We start from the raw sequence: 17683 nt of genomic DNA, 5'->3' as shown, positions 1-17683 counted from the left end.
CCATGAGCACCCCCAACGCACCCACACCCGATGAGCTCAAAAACGATCTCAACCAGATCGGTCGTCTTCTCTTCAACACCGAAACCCCGCTGTTGCCCGAGCACAAACCGAGCACCGAGCAGGCTCATCTCAAACGCCTCGAGGAGCAGCTGAAAACCTATCGCGACGGCTATCTGCAACGCAGCCGCGCGCTCTATCAGGCGCTGGCAACCACCGACCTGCAGAGCGAGGCAGGCAAGCAACTGATCGCCACGCTGAAGGTGCGCCTCAACACGCAACTGATCAACATGGATCTGCGTGACGAGATCAACGGCAAAGCGGCAAAAACCTTCCTCAAATACGACGCCGGCTTCACTGCGCTTGAGTACGAAGCGCAACAGGCCGTCACCGATCGCCTGCTGCACCCACAGGCCGGCGAGCTGATGCAGAAACTGGCACTTGGCCCGCTGTTGCGTCCGGCCATGTATGCGTTGCAGTTCACTTATCAGCAAACCACTGTCGAGCTGGCCGGGGCCTTTGTTGTGACGCAAAAAGACACCCCGAAAGTCAGCGATCTGTTGACCGACCAGAGCGCGGGCTTCGTCGTGTTGTTCACACCGGCCAGGGGCCTGGAGTTGTTCAATTCCTTGGCTGATCTCGATGCCCATCTGCTCAAGACCATGCAGCACAGCATTAGCCGTGGCGAATTGATGCAGCTGCTGCCCAGCCGCTACCACGATGTCGGTACAGCGGGAATCTGGCCATTGCAGCTGGCGCCCATCGACAGCAAACCGCTGTTCGAACACATCTACGATGCCTTGATCGAAAAGCGCACTCAGGATATCGAACATGCATTGAGTTTCGCCGCCAATCCGCAGCAGGATGCCGCTGTACTGATCGCCGAGCTGGAGCGCGCCATCGGCGCTGCGCTGCCGGATCTCACCCCGCGCCTGGCACTTCAGGCACAAACCCTGTTCGAGCGGCATTTGCGCAACAGCGCCCCGGACTGGTACCGCAGCGCCGACGCCGCCAAGCGGGCCGAGCTGGCGTTGCACCTGGGCAACTACAATCAGGCCCGGCAAAACCTGCTTGACCTGATGGGTCCGGCGGTCAGCCTGATGGCCGTGGCCCGCCACCAATGGCTGGAACGGCTGAGTGATGATCTGCAAATCGACGACCTGGAACCGGCCAAGCTGCAGATCATTACGGATCGGCAGGTCCCCGGATTCGGCGCTTATGTGCACAAGAGCAATCTGCTCGAGCTGACCTTGCGCGGCCCGCACACCGGCGATGAGTTACCAGGCTCGGCGTTTCTCAGCCACACCCGGCTGACTTACAACGACCTGCCGTTATCCGACGAGTACGCGGACGTAACGCCCGCCTGGGTGATCAAGCAGGCACTGGAGCTGGAACCGCGCGTCGACTTCGCACGCTTGCAAACGCAGATGCAGGCGAGATCCGCGATCAAACCTGCGATCGAGCAGATGCTCGATCAGCGCATCGTCGCGCTCGCCCATGCCGCAGCGCTGCAAGGGCATCTGCTCGACAGCGATCTGCAAATGCTCCAGCGCCTGCGTAACGGCAGCGATCCACAGCTGCGCGCCGCCACCCTGTCTTTGCACGGCGCCCAGCTGCAGGATCTTTGGGTGCTGCGTCAGACCGACGAATCCGGTGCGATCCGCCGCCTGCTGCTCTGCACACCGCAGGCGCCCCGTGAACGCCAGTTCGAGGCGTTCGACAGCGAGCGCCAATTGCAGACCCATCTCTTGGGTTGGGCCAAGCAGAATGACGCCGCCGAAAGCATGGCCGGCTATCTGATCAGCCGCGCGCCGATGCGCTTTCGTTCGACCCTGCGCAAGGTGTTGTCGGGGCTGAGCCTCAAGCCGGAAGCAGCAGAGCACCAGAAAGTCACGTTCGACCACCTGGGCAACCATCTCGATTGCCTCAAAGCGATGGCTGAACACATGCTCGCCACACGCATCGACGACTACGATTTCAGCACCCCGGTGTGGTATCGCTCGACCACTGCGGCCAATCGCCGAAAACTCTCGACCCTGAGCGACGACGCCGAGGGGGCTTTGCGCGCGTTCAATCAGCATCCGCTGTCGGGCGGACGTTTTCAGGCGTTTGACGATTACGTGCATGCGCAAGCGAAGATCAGCCTGAACCGCTTGCTCAGGCGCCCTGCCAATGACGTCGATCCCGACACCGTCTGGGCCTATTCGCCAAAGTCGATCGTGCCCTCATGGACGCCGAAACCGCTGACCTATACCCGGCTGTATCGCGACGGCTATGCCGACGGCGTCGGTTTTCTCGACCAGAAATTCTCACGCTCGGCGCGCTTCAAAGGTCCGCCAGGCGTCGATATCAGTAGCCTGACCGCGCAGAACGTAGCCCGCTCGGTCACGGGGGTCTGGATCGGCAAACGCTATACCGACAAAGTCAAAAACGAGCTGCAGGATTCGAAAAGCGAAGGCTACGCGTTCCGACGCAACGCGACGCTGGCCATCACTCAGCGCCAGATGCAAAGCGCCGCGCTGGAATGCCAGCTGCAAGGACATATCGCCAGCAGCGACCTGCAATGGCTGCAGCAAAGCATCAGCAGCATGGATCAAACGTCGGGGCAGACCCGGACGAAATACCCGATCCACCGGTTGATGATCGACGGCGAATGGGTGATCGATGCCTGGTTGTTCAGCCATGGCGGCGATCCGGTCCTGCTGTATACGCCGGACGCACCGGACGGCGTGCGTTTTCGCGAAGCGCGCCTGTTCAATTACCTGCTGCTGCAGTCCGGCATGATCGAATACCTGACCCAGCGGGTGGGTGTCAGTGCCCAGACCCGGGTGCGCACGTACCTGGAAAACATCCGCAAGAAAATGCCCAAAGACCTCAACAGAACCAGCCCCAGCCCCGCCCGTTATGACTCGATGCGCCCGGCCGACGCCGTCAGCGACCTGCGTACCGCGCTCTACGACATGAAGTTGCAACGGCGGATCGACAACGTCCATGCCACGACCACCAGTCGCGCCGAAATGATCGCTGGCCTGATCTGGACGAGCGTCGAATGGGTCGCTGCCATCGCCACCGCGCCGTTCCCGCTGTTGAGCCTGAGCACCGGCCTGTTGCTGGCCTTCAAGGACGCGATGCTCGCCCTGCATGCCTATCGTCAGGGTAATAACAACGAAGCGTTCCGGCACTTGCTCGGTTATCTGTTCAACAGTGCTGGCGCGGTGCTGACGGATCTGCGTCCGGCGCTGCGTTCACTCAAGCCCGTCCGGCGCCCGTTGCGTCGGGCTGTCACCACCGTTGGCGACGAGCAAGAGGATCTTCTGCCATTGATCGACCAAATGGCGACCGAACCGGTCCGCGACGATATGCATGCCGTCGTTTTCAGAGGGCAGTCGTATTACGCCAGCACGACCCCGGACGCACTCGGCCGTTATTTGCTCTACCGCCCGGATCCGAATGGCTCCGGACTGCTTTCGACCGGCATTCTGACCGTGCGCAACTCCGACGGAGTGATGGTGCGCAGCGGCCTGTCCGGCGGTGCACCAAAATACGAAGCAGTGCCCGATACACCCGGCCCGCATAAGGACTATGGAGTCGCGATCAAGTACCGGGATCTCGTTGAAGAGTTGCTGGACCCGCAATCGCGACGACGAATGCTCCAGGAGGGCGAGCATTACATGGGCTTCTCACCCCAGGTCATCCTGGTCAACGTGGTCGACAAAATGGCCAGCATGCGCCAAGCCTATCTGCAACAGGTGGAAAAACTCACCACGGACGCCACGCGCCATTTTGCCCAACTCGCACCGCTGCCCGCTCGCGCCGAAGTGCCGGCGGTTGCCGCCAACACCTCATTCGCACAGTTGATTGCCAGCGATGCATTCGCCGCAAAGAATCTGGTCATCGGTGCACAGCCCGGCTCCATCGCCAGCAAACAGGCACTGATCGAAAATCTCGACGTGCTTTTGGAGAACGGCTACAAGCACCTCTTCCTCGAATACCTGCCGGGAGACGTATTTCATCTCAAACTGGAAAAATTCAACAAGGGAGAATCCTGGCGCCATATCAAGAAACATCTGAAAGCGCTCGATAAAGCCATGGGTCATGAGCCAGACGCGCCTTTCTCTTACCTGGCGCTGGTGCGCAAGGCACGGGAAAAAGGCATGAGCATTCATGCGCTGGACGGCTCGACCAGTTATCAACTCGAAGGGATCATGGTGATGTCCAGGCTCTCGCCTTTGACCCCGCGAAACAACCGCATCAGAAACTTTTATTCGCACAAGGCGCTTGCCACCGATATGGCCGAGATCGGCGAAGAGCGCTGGATTGCCCTGACCGAGCAGTCGCGCATGACCACGTTCGACAACACCCCGGGCCTGGCCGACCTCCACGAGGCCGTTGCCGTGCGTATTGAAGACATCGACTTGTACCAACCCGCACGCATAAGCAGGGACGCGCCCGGTGCCATCGCGGGAGACGCGACAGCGCAAGGTGATTACCTCGTACAGATGCCGAGTGCCTACAAGGCACCTCTACCTGTCTCCAAGCCGCCCGCCGCAGCTAGCGCGGTTGACCATTTCAGCGAGTTCGATATTGCTTCGCCACTGCGCGACGATATTGCTGAAATGTTGCATCATCCCAACTCCATGCACTCGAGTTACACCCCGACAATACCCCGTGAAAGAACGGCCTACGAGGCTTTCATTGCCCAGCGCAACCGTCTGGAAAAAACCGCCAGGGACGCTTTTACCGACTACGTCCCACCCGATGCGCCGATCCTGCCGGTGCTCGCCTCCGACTGCACATTCGAAGCTTTTTTACGGCAATTGACCGACGGACGTCTGAATCTGCTGATCGGCGAAGCCCACGTCGATGTAGCGAGCAAAGCGCTGCTGAAAAAGCACATGAAAGCCCTTAAGCAAGCCGGTTATGACACGTTGTACGTCGAGCACCTGCTCACCGACCTGCACCAGGCCGATCTCGACACTTTTCTGCGTACCCAGCGCATGCCCGACAGGCTCAAGGCTTATCTGCATCGTCAGGATCAAGGGCAGATGCCGAATTACACAGGGAACGATACGTACACGGCGGTCTGTCAGGCGGCGGCCAAATACAACATTCGCATCAGAGCCCTCGATTGCACGGCGTCCTATCACCTCAAGGGCGTGTATGACGAACACGTCTCGCGAAACGAGATGTTCAGCTATTTTGCAACCCAAGTGATCGAGGCTGATCAATTGGCCAACGGGCCGCATAAATGGGTGGCCTTCATCGGCAGTGCGCATACCAATTACAACCTCGGTGTGCCAGGTCTGGCCGATACACTGTCCGCCGTCAGCCTGCACGTGCGCGACACAGCCCCTGAACTGGCCCGGGATATTCACCGTGGGTCGTGGGAATTTGTCAGCGGCAAGCACGAGGCCAACGTCAGGGCTTTGAGCAGCGATTTTGTGATGGAGGTGGCCGTCCCCGGAACGAAAAAGCCTGCTGCGACGCCTTCTGTCAGTCGCAGCAAACTGACCGAACCCGGAAACTTCCTTATAGAAAATGCAGACACCCGCAACGCCAGCGTGGTGCATAAATCCAGGTCCGGCGAGATCGTTGAGACGCCGATTCAGATCAATGACAAGGGTCTGTTCTTCGTTGATCGCTGGGAGAAAAAAGATCAAACCTTCACCTACCTGCGAACGTTGATCGACATGCTCGTCACAGACGTGAAGCTGAAACAGGTGACGTGACGCCCGGGCGATTGCACGTTGTGGAAAACCACTGGGCTTGACGGCCCAGTGGTTTTTTCATGCCTGAGGATCCACCCGATCCAGCGCGCGGTTCACCGCCAGCTCAGCGAGCATGATGATCTGCTGAATCGCCAGCGCCGTATTGCGCTGCGGTCGCCCCAACTGATCGGCGAAATCACTGGCCAGGGTGTTGGCTGAAGCGAGGGATTCACAGGCATGGGCGAGCAGGGTTTCGGTATCGATTTCCGGCTGGATGAGGAACATGGTGCTGGGCGGGTGCGCCTTGCCAGGTTGCGGGCACAGGTAAAAATCCAGAGCCCGCTTGATCGCTTCGCGGTTTTTCGCGAGGTCGTCGGCGCGGATGGTTTGTTCGAGGGGGGTGGGTTCGTATGGTGGATCAGGCACAGGTTTTGACATTGATACGTTCCTAATCAATAGCCAATCACTTGCCGTTTCTCACGCGGCGGAGTGGTGGCAGCAGTGTGCGGGGTGAGAAACCGGTAGGAACAAGCCCGGCCGGACCGAAGTCCGCCCGCACACAGCCGCCATAACAATGCAGACAGCAGGAGTGCCGGCGGCGATTATGGTGGTACTGATTGTGGATTAACAGTTCCTAAGGGTTCTCACACCCGATCGCCGAAGTTTCGGCGACACCAAAAGACTAGAGATCGCGCGTCCGACGGACAACCTGAAAACCTTGTGGGAAGGTTCTGCGAACTCAGATACCGCTTTAAACACACTCCAGATCGCCACCCTCACCCTAGCCCTCTCCCAGAGGGAGAGGGGACTGACCGAGTTGTTCAGGCGAGGTACGCCGACGTGAAAGTCCGAGTTGAACTCAGGATTTGCAAACCACACAAAATCGGCCCCCTCTCCCTCGGGAGAGGGCTGGGGTGAGGGGCAGCAACAACACAAATCAAAAGCCGGACACACACGCTTTTCACCACTCAATAGGCCGAGTGTCAGCTCGCCTGCTCTTGATCTTGATCCACCGGCGACGTCGGAAGGCTGAGTGGAGGGATTGATCCGGGCGTGGGAGCGCAGCGACCGTTCGACGAAGTCGAACACAGCGGAAGGAGGTACAGCGAAGCAAACCGGAGCCGCTGCGCCCGGATCAGTCCCGGAGCGAAGGAACCCGAGCCTGCGAGGGCCGAACGCAGGAGCAAGCGTTTTTTGCTTACTTTTTTAGGCGCTTGTAAAAAAGTAAGTCGCCGTAAGGGCGAAACCGCCAGCCGCCACACCCGAAGCAACGGATATTCACCCAAATCCAAATAAAACCAAGGCCAACAAAAAACCCGCAGACAATCCCTCATCTGCGGGTTTCCCGTTCCAGCAGCAAAGAAGATCAGAAATCCTCCAGCCGCCACACCTCATAAGCCGGCGTCTCATACGGATGACTGAGCTTCAACGCCGCCACAACAGCCACAACCAAATCATCCGCAACAACAAGCTCAACCTTCCATTCCTCAACCCGCTCAACCTGCCCCGCCTGACCGACAAACGGCTGACTGCCGTCCAACGGTCGAAACTGACCAGAGCCAAGCACCTGCCACGCACAGTGGTCATAGTCACCGATCCGCCCACCACCGGCAGCGAACACAGCCCCTTTGACCACCTCGACATGACTGTCAGGAACAAAAAACGCCAGCTTGTACACAGGCCTTAGTTCACCCAGACGCGCGCATTACGGAACATGCGCATCCAAGGAGCATCCTCGGTCCAGTCTTCCGAACGCCACGAGTTCTGCACCGCACGGAACACACGCTCCGGGTGCGGCATCATGATCGTCACGCGACCGTCACGGCTGGTCAGACCGGTGATCCCGCGCGGCGAGCCGTTCGGGTTGGCCGGGTAGGCTTCGGTGACCTTGCCGTGGTTGTCGACAAAACGCATCGCCACGCAACCGGACAGATCGGCTTCCAGCAGTGCTTCTTCGCTGGCGAACTCGGCATGCCCTTCACCGTGGGCGATGGCGATCGGCATGCGCGAACCGGCCATGCCCTGCAGGAAGATCGAGTTCGATTCCTGGATCTGCACCATCGCTACCCGCGCTTCGAACTGCTCGGAGCGGTTGCGCACGAAGTGCGGCCAGAACTCGCTGCCCGGGATCAGCTCGTGCAGGTTGGACATCATCTGGCAACCGTTGCACACGCCCAGCGTGAAGCTGTCGTTACGTTCGAAGAAGCCCTGGAACGCATCGCGGGCGCGGCTGTTGAACAGCGCCGACTTGGCCCAGCCTTCACCGGCGCCGAGCACGTCGCCGTAGGAGAAACCGCCGCAGGCCACCAGGCCTTTGAACTCGTTGAGGTCGACACGACCGGCGAGGATGTCACTCATGTGCACGTCGATCGCGCTGAAACCGGCGCGGTCGAACGCGGCAGCCATTTCCACCTGACCGTTGACGCCCTGCTCACGCAGCACGGCAACCTGTGGGCGGATGCCTTTTTTGATGTAAGGTGCGGCGATGTCCTGATTGACGTCGTAGCTGAGCTTGACGCTCAGGCCCGGATTGTCTTCTTCCAGAAGCGCGTCGAATTCCTGCTCGGCGCAGTCGGCGTTGTCGCGCAGACGCTGGATCTGGTAGCTGGTTTCGGCCCACTGACGCTGCAGCAGACGACGCTGGCCTTCAAACACGGTGTCACCGTTGAAGGTGATGTTGATCTGGCCATTGTTGATCGGCTGACCGATCACCGACACGCAGTCGCCCAGACCGGCGGCGCTGAACTGCGCGAGGATGTCCGGGGTGGCGTCCTGGCGAACCTGGATCACTGCGCCGAGTTCTTCGTTGAACAGGATCGCGGCGATTTCCGAAGCGGATTCGGCAACGCTGTCCAGGTTCAGGCTCAGACCGCAGTGGCCGGCGAAGGCCATTTCCACCACGGAGGTCAGCAGACCACCGTCGGAACGGTCGTGGTAGGCCAGCAGGTGACCGTCGGCATTGAGGCCCTGGATCACCGCGAAGAAGGCCTTCAGGTCTTCGGCGTCATCGACGTCCGGCGCGTGTTTGCCGAGTTTGCCGTGGACCTGCGCGAGGATCGATGCACCCATGCGGTTCTGGCCGCGACCGAGGTCGATCAGGATCAGGTCGGTGGTGCCCTTGTCCATGCGCAGTTCCGGGGTCAGGGTCTGACGGATGTCAGCCACTGGCGCGAAACCGGTCACGATCAGCGACATCGGCGAGGTGACGGTCTTGTCTTCGCCGTTGTCATTCCAGCGCGTGGCCATGGACATCGAGTCCTTGCCCACCGGAATGGTGATGCCCAGCTCAGGGCACAGCTCCATGCCGACCGCTTTCACGGTGTCGTACAAACGCGCGTCTTCGCCCGGGTGGCCGGCAGCGGACATCCAGTTCGCCGACAGTTTGATGTCGGAGAGCTTGTTGATGCGCGAGGCAGCAATGTTGGTGATGGTTTCGCCGATGGCCATGCGGCCCGATGCCGGCGCGTCCAGCAGAGCCAGCGGAGTACGCTCGCCCATCGCCATGGCTTCACCGGTGTAGACGTCGAAACTGGTGGCGGTGACGGCAACGTCGGCCACCGGCACTTGCCATGGGCCGACCATCTGGTCACGGGCGACGAGACCGGTGATGGTGCGGTCGCCGATGGTGATCAGGAAGCTTTTGCTGGCCACGGCCGGATGATGCAGAACGCGTTCGATGGACTCGCTGATGTCGAGGTTCGACGGATCGAAGTCATCGCCCAGCTCGGCTTCACGAACCACCGAACGGTGCATGCGCGGCGCCTTGCCCAGCAACACTTCCAGCGGCATGTCCACCGGGTTGTTGCCGAAGTGGCTGTCGGTGACGGTCAATTGCGGTTCGGCAGTGGCTTCCCCGACCACGGCAAACGGGCAACGCTCGCGTTCGCAGATCGCCTGAAAGCGCTCGAAATCTTCCGGGCCGACCGCCAGCACGTAACGTTCCTGGGATTCGTTGGACCAGATTTCGTGCGGGGCCATACCCGGCTCGTCGTTTGGAATGTTGCGCAGTTCGAAACGGCCACCGCGATCGCCGTCGTTGACCAGTTCCGGGAAGGCGTTGGACAGACCGCCCGCGCCAACGTCGTGAATGAAGCTGATCGGGTTCTTGTCGCCCAACTGCCAGCAACGGTCGATGACTTCCTGGCAACGACGCTCCATTTCAGGGTTTTCACGCTGTACCGAAGCGAAATCCAGGTCTGCCGAGCTGGTGCCGGTGGCCATGGAGGAAGCCGCGCCGCCGCCCAGGCCGATCAGCATTGCCGGGCCGCCGAGCACGATCAGCTTGGAGCCGACCACGATCTCGCCTTTCTTGACGTGCTCTTCACGGATGTTGCCCATGCCGCCAGCCAGCATGATCGGCTTGTGGTAACCGCGCACTTCGTCGCCGTGCGGGGTGGTGATCGACTGCTCGAAGGTACGGAAGTAGCCGGTCAGGGCCGGACGGCCGAATTCGTTGTTGAACGCAGCGCCGCCGAGCGGGCCTTCGATCATGATGTCCAGCGCGGTGACGATGCGCTCAGGCTTGCCGTACGGCACTTCCCACGGCTGTTCGAAGCCTGGGATCTGCAGGTTGGAGACGGTAAAACCGGTGAGGCCGGCCTTGGGCTTGGCGCCACGACCGGTTGCACCTTCGTCACGGATCTCGCCACCGGAACCGGTGGATGCGCCCGGGAATGGCGCAATCGCGGTCGGGTGGTTATGGGTTTCAACCTTCATCAGGATGTGCACCGGCTCCTGCACCGCGCCGTACTGGCGGGTTTCAGGGTTCGGGAAGAAGCGGCCGGCAACGTTGCCGACGATCACCGAAGCGTTGTCCTTGTAAGCGGACAGCACGCCTTCGCTGTGCATCTGATAGGTGTTCTTGATCATGCCGAACAGGCTTTTTTCCTGGCTCTGGCCGTCAATGTCCCAACTGGCGTTGAAGATCTTGTGGCGGCAGTGCTCGGAGTTGGCCTGGGCAAACATCATCAGTTCGATGTCGTGCGGGTTGCGCTTCAGACCGTTGAAGGCGTTGACCAGATAGTCGATCTCGTCTTCGGCCAGGGCCAGGCCCAGCTCGGTGTTGGCCTTTTCCAGCGCGGCGCGGCCGCCACCGAGGATGTCGATGGCGGTCAGCGGCTTCGGCTCGGCGTGGCTGAACAGACCGGCAGCCTGCTCGAGGTTGGCCAGCACGATCTGGGTCATGCGGTCATGCAGCGCGTCCGAAATCAGCTGGGCTTCGGCTTCGCTGAACTGCCCTGCAACATAGAAGGCGATACCGCGTTCCAGGCGCTGGATCTTGCTCAGGCCGCAGTTGCGGGCGATGTCGCTGGCCTTGCTCGACCACGGCGAGATGGTGCCGAAACGCGGCAACACCAGAAACAGACGACCGGTCGGCTCTTGAACCGGAACACTTGGGCCGTACTTCAGAAGGCGCGCTAGCACCTGCTGTTCGTCGCCGGTCAGGACGCCGGTGACTTCGGCGAAGTGAGCGAATTCAGCATACAGGCCACTGACAGCTGGAACCTTCTGGCTCAGTTGCTCAAGGAGTTTGCTGTGGCGAAAGGCAGAAAGGGCAGGAGCGCCGCGCAGGATCAACATCTTCGGGACAGCCTCGGGAAGGGGTGTGCTTTGAGGCCGTGCATTCTAGCCTAAACCGACCTCAACATCACCCGAAACGCTACGCACGGTTGCACTCGGGTAGCAATCTGTGTTTCTGCCTTCGGGGTCAGGTAAATCGAGCGTTTCAGCATGGCTTATTTTTACTGTAACAAAATGCCCTGAAGGCCCGTATTCAAGGGATTTCGCTCGGATTTGTGATCGCTAGCAGACTAGTCCTACGCTGTCGAGATATGGCGCTCGTGGCCGTTTGCGTATACTGCGCAGATGTTTTTCCCAACGGCTTTGCGTCCGCGATACGCCAAATGGCTGATCGCAACCGGACTCTTCCTGATGCTCGGTGGCTGTGTTGATAAACCCAACACACTCGAGCGCGTAAAGGAGGATGGTGTGCTGCGCGTGGTTACCCGCAACAGCCCCGCCACCTACTTTCAGGATCGCAGCGGTGAAACCGGCTTCGAATACGAGCTGGTGAAGCGCTTCGCCGACGATTTGGGCGTCGAGCTGAAGATCGAGACGGCCGACAATCTCGATGACCTGTTCAACCAGGTCGGCAAGCCGAACGGCCCGGTACTCGCGGCCGCCGGTCTGGTCAGCAGCGATGAACGCAAGAAGCAGGTGCGGTTCTCCCACTCCTACCTCGAAGTCACCCCGCAGATCATCTACCGCAACGGCCAGTCGCGCCCCACCGATCCGGCGGATCTGGTCGGCAAGAAGATCACCGTGCTCAAGGGCAGCACCCACGCCGAACAACTGGCCGCGCTGAAACAGAAATATCCCGGCATCGAATACGAAGAATCCGACGCCGTTGAAGTGGTCGATCTGCTGCGCATGGTCGATGAAGGCCAGATTGACCTGACACTGGTCGACTCCAACGAAGTGGCGATGAATCAGGTGTACTTCACCAACATCCGCGTGGCCTTCGACCTCGGCGACGCGCGCAGCCAGAGCTGGGCGGTGGGCCCGGGCGAAGACAACAGCCTGCTCAATGAAATCAATGCGTATCTGGACAAGGTGCAAAAGAACGGCACCCTGCAACGCCTGAAAGACCGCTACTACGGCCATGTCGATGTGCTTGGCTACATGGGCGCCACCACCTTCGCCCAGCACTTGCAGCAGCGTCTGCCGAAATACGAACAGCACTTCAAGAACTACGCGAAGAAAGAGAAAGTCGACTGGCGCCTGCTGGCCGCCATCGGCTATCAGGAATCCCTGTGGCAGCCGACGGTGACCTCGAAAACCGGCGTGCGCGGTCTGATGATGCTGACCCAGAACACCGCGCAGGCGATGGGCGTGTCGAACCGCCTCGATCCCAAGCAGAGCATTATGGGCGGTGCCAAGTACCTGGCTTATATGAAAGATCAGCTCGACGATTCGATCCAGGAACCGGATCGCACCTGGTTCGCCCTGGCGGCGTACAACGTCGGCAGCGGTCATCTGGATGACGCGCGCAAACTGGCGGCGAAGGAAGGCTTGAATCCGGACAAGTGGCTGGACGTGAAAAAGATCCTGCCGCGCCTCTCGCAGAAGCAGTGGTACAGCAAGACCCGCTACGGTTACGCCCGGGGTGGCGAACCGGTGCACTTCGTGGCGAACATCCGTCGCTACTACGACATCCTGACTTGGGTGACCCAGCCGCAGCTTGAGGGCGATCAGGTGGCCGAGGGCAACCTGCATGTGCCGGCGATCGACAAGTCGAAACCGGCGCAAGAGCCCGCCCCTCTTTAAAGCAAAAGATCGCAGCCTTCGGCAGCTCCTTGTATGTTCCCCACACACCAGCATGAATGAGATCTAAGCTCGCTGGTGCGACATACGAAGATGTGTTTCTGGGGGAGACCGATCGCTCCTTAAGGCAGGACTTGCTCCTGACCTTGCATGTAGAGAGGTCCCCCCGCCTCATTGCCCACCACGAAGAGTATCGAGAAGCCGACGAGTCGGACTTCGCATTACAAGGTTGCAGTGGCATGAAGTTCGAGGTCAGGGGAACCAGGAAGCATTTTTAACTCAGTTCTCTTGGAGTTGAAAGCATGAACATGCACGTCGGCTTGGATGTGGGATCTCGCACTACAGCGATGGGCTGGCGCAATGGCGGCCGCTTTGCAGGTCAGTGCAATATCGACCAGACACCGGCGGGGCGCAAAGCTGCTGTCGGCAAATTGCTTGAGCTCAAGCCTATGTCTGTGGTGATGGAAGCCACAGGAATCTACTATCTGGACTTGGCCATGGAGCTAGCTGCGGCGGGTTTGCCAGTCTCGGTTATCAATCCGAAGAGTTTTCACAACTTTGCAAAGCTGATGCTGAAAAACAGCAAAACGGACGCAATCGATGCCCAGTTATTAGCTGAGTACGGCGAACGCATGAGCCCAAGGTTGTGGACGCCGCCCACTTCAATACAGCTTGAGCTGCGCGCTATCGGTCGCCACATCAATCGTTTGACGGGTCATCGCACCCGCGCCAAAAACGAGCTGCATGCACTAAAAGCCACTCAAACAACTCTTCTGATGCTGATTGAGGACGAAGAAGAAGCCATCAAAGCCTTTGACAAACGAATCGAGCGTTTCCGACTAGCGGGTCGTGCATTGATCGACAACTGCCCAACGTTGAGCGCCCAGTTCGCCCACATGATCGCCGCCCCTGGCATGGGTGAGATCTCAGTATTTGCGGCGCTGGCTGAACTGACGACCTTACCGGTAACGCTCAAGTCAGCGCAGGTCAGCCGCCATGCCGGACTCGATGTCCGACTCACGCAATCAGGCACCAGCATTGATAAACCCGGCCGGATAAGTAAGGGCGGCAATGCCTATTTGCGATCAGCGATGTACATGCCTGCGCTGACTGCCATACGTTGCGACCCGAACGTTAAAGCGTTTTACGAAGCCTTGGTGGCTCGAGGAAAGAGGAAGATGCAGGCTATTGTCGCAGTCATGCGCAAATACCTGACCGGACTATGGGCCTGCATGCGGGCAGGCGAAGACTTCAGTACAGCCAAGCTTTTTAGCGATAAACACACCCAAAAAGCTTGACCGTGAACAGAGTATCTACAGGGTTATGTGTACACCTGTAGGAGCTGCCGAAGGCTGCGATCTTTTGATCTTAGCCCTTGAGAGCAGCAGCCAGAATCAGCGCTTTCATTTCCGATACGGCGGACTTGAAGCCCACGAACAACGCATGCGCCACCAGCGCGTGGCCGATGTTCAGTTCGTTGATGCCTTTGATTGCCGCCACGGCCTCGACGTTGTGGTAATGCAGGCCATGCCCGGCATTGACGATCAGGCCCTGCGCCAGTCCAAACGCCACGCCATCAGCGACGCGCTTGAGCTCTTCTGCCACTTCAGTCGGGGTTTCGGCATCGGCGTAACGCCCGGTGTGCAGCTCGATGGCCGGTGCACCGATGCGCTTGGAGGCGGCGATCTGGCGCTCGTCGGCGTCGATGAACAGCGACACTTCGCTGCCGATTTTCGACAAGCGCTCGACCGCAGCCCTGATTCGCTCCTCCTGCCCCGCTACATCCAGGCCACCCTCGGTGGTCAGTTCCTGACGGGTTTCCGGGACCAGGCAAATGTGCGCCGGGCGAATGCGCTCGGCGAAAGCCATCATTTCTTCGGTGACGCCCATTTCGAAGTTCATGCGGGTTTGCAGCACATCCTTGAGCAGAAGTACGTCGCGCTCCTGGATGTGCCGACGGTCTTCACGCAGGTGCACGGTGATGCCATCGGCGCCCGCCTCTTCTGCATCCAGCGCCGCCTTGACCGGATCCGGGTAGCGCGTGCCACGGGCCTGACGCAAGGTGGCGACGTGGTCGATGTTCACGCCGAGAAGAATGCGATTGCTGCTGGTCACGGATGCGCTCCTGAATTGAAAGGTTCGGCGCACAGCATATCAGGGCTTGCGAAACAGCTCGCGACTGACAAGCGGACGCCCGCCCAAATGCACCGCCAGCGCCTGGCGCATCAGACGCTTGGCCGCCGACAGCGCACCGGGCGCCGACCAGTCGGCTTCGGCCATGGCCAGCAGCTCGGTACCGTTGAACAGGCCGGGTTGCAGCAGATACACCCGCTCGAGTCCGGCGTCCACTTGCAAACGGTAGAGGCCGTCAGCAGCGACGGGCTCACCGTGCATATCGGTGTTCATGGAAAAGCCGTAGCCGAGATCATCCAGCAATCGCCATTCGAAGGAGCGCAACAATGGCTCCAGCGGTCGACCTTCGGCCAGCGCCAGCAAGGTCGCGGCGTAATGATCAAATACTGCAGGATGCGGATCTTCGGCAGGCAACAGCCGAATCAACAGTTCGTTGAGATAGAGGCCGCTGAACAGCGCCTCGCCGTTGAGCCACGCAGAGGTACCAGAACTCTCCATGCGCCCGACATTCTTCAGCTCGCCCTTGCCACGGAACTCGACCTCCAGCGCCACGAACGGCCGCGCCAGCGTCCCGGCCTTGCCCCGCGCACTGCGCAACACCGCCCGCAGCCGACCTTGCGGCGTGAGGAAATCGACCAGTGCGCTGGTTTCGCGATAGGCGCGCGAATGCAGGACATAGGCGGGTTGGGCGGGAGGCGGGTTTTGCGACATTGAGTTCTCGATGAAGAAACGCGGTTTTACATACAACCCAAAACCACTGTGGGAGCGAGCCTGCTCGCGAAAGCGGAGTGACAGTCAACATCAATGCTGAGTGTTACATCCTCTTCGCGAGCAGGCTCGCTCCCACAGTGAGTAGCGGTGTTTTCGAGGTCGCTACTTACAGATCGCCATAACCCAGCGAACGCAGCGCGCGCTCGTCATCGGACCAGCCGCCCTTCACCTTGACCCACAGGTTGAGCATGATCTTGGAGTCGAACAGCAGCTCCATGTCCTTGCGCGCTTCGGTGCCGATGCGCTTGATGCGCTCGCCCTTGTCGCCAATGATGATTTTCTTCTGGCCGTCACGCTCGACGAGAATCAGCGCGTGGATGTGCAGGGTCTTGCCCTGCTGCTTGAATTCTTCGATTTCGACGGTGATCTGGTACGGCAGCTCGGCACCCATCTGGCGCATGATTTTCTCGCGCACCAGTTCGGCGGCAAGGAAACGGCTGCTGCGGTCAGTGATCTGGTCTTCCGGGAAGAAGTGATCATTCTCCGGCAGGTGATCGGCGATGACCTTTTCCAGCGCTTCGAGGTTGTGCCCGTGCTGCGCGGAAATCGGAATGATCTGGGCGTTTGGCAGCTGTTCCTGCAACCAGCTCAGGTGCGGCATCAGCTCGGCTTTGTCTTCGATGCGATCGGTCTTGTTCAGCGCGACGATCAGCGGGCCGGTCACGTATTGCACACGCTCGAGCACCATCTGGTCTTCGTCGGTCCACTTGGTGCGGTCGACAACGAAGATCACCACGTCGACGTCTTTCAACGCCGCCGAAGCGGTTTTGTTCATGTAACGGTTCAGGGCCTTTTCGCCACCCTTGTGCATGCCCGGAGTGTCGACGTAGATCGCCTGGACGTCGCCCTCGGTCTTGATCCCGAGCATGTTGTGGCGGGTAGTCTGCGGCTTGCGCGAGGTGATCGCGAGCTTCTGCCCGAGGATGTGGTTGAGCAGCGTCGACTTGCCGACGTTGGGACGGCCGACGATGGCAACGTAGCCACAGCGAGTTGCGTTTGTATCAGTCATTGCCATTCTCCACGCCCAGGGCAATCAGTGCTGCGGCGGCCGCTACCTGTTCGGCAATACGACGGCTCACACCCTGACCTCGGCTTTTTTCATTCAGTAAGACCACTTCGCATTCGACGAAGAAGGTACGGCAGTGCGGTTCGCCCTGGATATCCACCACTTCGTAGCGTGGCAGTTCGCAACCGCGCGATTGCAGGTGTTCCTGCAAGCGGGTTTTCGGATCCTTGTTGGTGTCGACCAGCGTCAGGCCTTCGAATTCGCCGGCTAGCCACGCCAGTACGCGCTCGCGGGCGACGTCCATGCCGGCATCGAGGTAGATCGCACCGATCAGAGCTTCGAGGGCATCGGCGAGAATCGATTCACGGCGGAAACCACCGCTCTTCAGTTCACCCGAACCCAGGCGCAGATAATCACCGAGGTCGAAACCGCGAGCCAGTACGGCCAGGGTCTCACCTTTTACCAGCCGTGCGCGCAAACGCGACAACTGGCCTTCGCGGGCCAGCGGGAAGCGATCGAACAGCGCCTCGCCAGCGACAAAGTTGAGGATGGCATCACCGAGGAATTCCAGACGCTCGTTGTTGCGCCCGGCAAAACTGCGGTGCGTGAGGGCCAGCAGCATCAGCTCCTGGTCCTTGAAGGTGTAGCCGAGCTGGCGCTCGAGACGGCTTAGAGAAACGCTCACGGTTTACCCACGCTGAGTTCGTGGCTGGTTTCCACTGCCATCGCCGGGGTACGGCGCAGG

Annotated in this window: 10 protein-coding genes; 3 read left to right on the top strand and 7 right to left on the bottom strand. The window is 59.9% G+C overall.

From position 1 onward, the window contains the following. The first annotated feature begins 2 nt into the window (after positions 1 to 2). A complete protein-coding gene (locus AB4N85_RS00170) occupies positions 3 to 5726 on the top strand; it encodes a membrane-targeted effector domain-containing toxin (protein WP_460066512.1) in 5724 nt (1907 codons plus the stop codon). A gap of 57 nt (positions 5727 to 5783) precedes the next feature. Here the strand turns inward: AB4N85_RS00170 and AB4N85_RS00165 are convergent, their stop codons facing one another. From AB4N85_RS00165 to purL, 3 genes are all read right to left on the bottom strand, one after another. Then, complete coding sequence (locus AB4N85_RS00165) at positions 5784 to 6143, bottom strand: DUF6124 family protein (RefSeq protein WP_041478212.1); 360 nt, start codon at positions 6141 to 6143, stop codon at positions 5784 to 5786. A gap of 928 nt (positions 6144 to 7071) precedes the next feature. Then, positions 7072 to 7383, bottom strand: coding sequence for a YqfO family protein (locus AB4N85_RS00160; RefSeq protein WP_252868840.1), 312 nt, complete (start codon positions 7381 to 7383; stop codon positions 7072 to 7074). Between the two features lie 5 nt (positions 7384 to 7388). Then, positions 7389 to 11285, bottom strand: a complete 3897-nt coding sequence (purL, locus tag AB4N85_RS00155) for a phosphoribosylformylglycinamidine synthase (RefSeq protein ID WP_095180438.1) — start codon at positions 11283 to 11285, stop codon at positions 7389 to 7391. Positions 11286 to 11570: 285 nt separating this feature from the next. Here purL and mltF point away from each other — a divergent pair, with 285 nt between their 5' ends. Further along, positions 11571 to 13031 carry a membrane-bound lytic murein transglycosylase MltF gene (gene mltF, locus AB4N85_RS00150; protein ID WP_081932530.1) on the top strand — a complete coding sequence of 487 codons (1461 nt, stop codon included), beginning with the start codon at positions 11571 to 11573 and terminating at the stop codon, positions 13029 to 13031. 299 nt (positions 13032 to 13330) lie between these two features. Next, positions 13331 to 14326 carry an IS110 family RNA-guided transposase gene (locus tag AB4N85_RS00145; protein ID WP_252868495.1) on the top strand — a complete coding sequence of 332 codons (996 nt, stop codon included), beginning with the start codon at positions 13331 to 13333 and terminating at the stop codon, positions 14324 to 14326. A gap of 70 nt (positions 14327 to 14396) precedes the next feature. Here AB4N85_RS00145 and pdxJ read toward each other — a convergent pair whose 3' ends face one another. From pdxJ to rnc, 4 genes are all read right to left on the bottom strand, one after another. Beyond that, positions 14397 to 15143, bottom strand: a complete 747-nt coding sequence (gene pdxJ / locus AB4N85_RS00140; RefSeq protein ID WP_095180437.1) for a pyridoxine 5'-phosphate synthase — start codon at positions 15141 to 15143, stop codon at positions 14397 to 14399. A gap of 39 nt (positions 15144 to 15182) precedes the next feature. Then, positions 15183 to 15872, bottom strand: coding sequence for a DNA repair protein RecO (gene recO, locus AB4N85_RS00135; RefSeq protein ID WP_056783095.1), 690 nt, complete (start codon positions 15870 to 15872; stop codon positions 15183 to 15185). A 166-nt stretch (positions 15873 to 16038) separates the two neighbouring features. Further along, the gene (gene era / locus AB4N85_RS00130; RefSeq protein WP_016771562.1) at positions 16039 to 16941 is read right to left on the bottom strand and encodes a GTPase Era; all 903 of its coding nucleotides are present in this window, start codon (positions 16939 to 16941) and stop codon (positions 16039 to 16041) included. Continuing rightward, entirely contained in the window at positions 16934 to 17623 is a 690-nt protein-coding gene (gene rnc / locus AB4N85_RS00125) for a ribonuclease III (RefSeq protein WP_024011703.1), read from the bottom strand. The genes era and rnc overlap by 8 nt, the downstream gene beginning before the upstream one ends. Positions 17624 to 17683 lie beyond the last annotated feature (60 nt).

The organism is Pseudomonas sp. H1_G08 (assembly GCF_054681355.1).
This window is presented reverse-complemented; position numbering and strand designations above follow the sequence as displayed.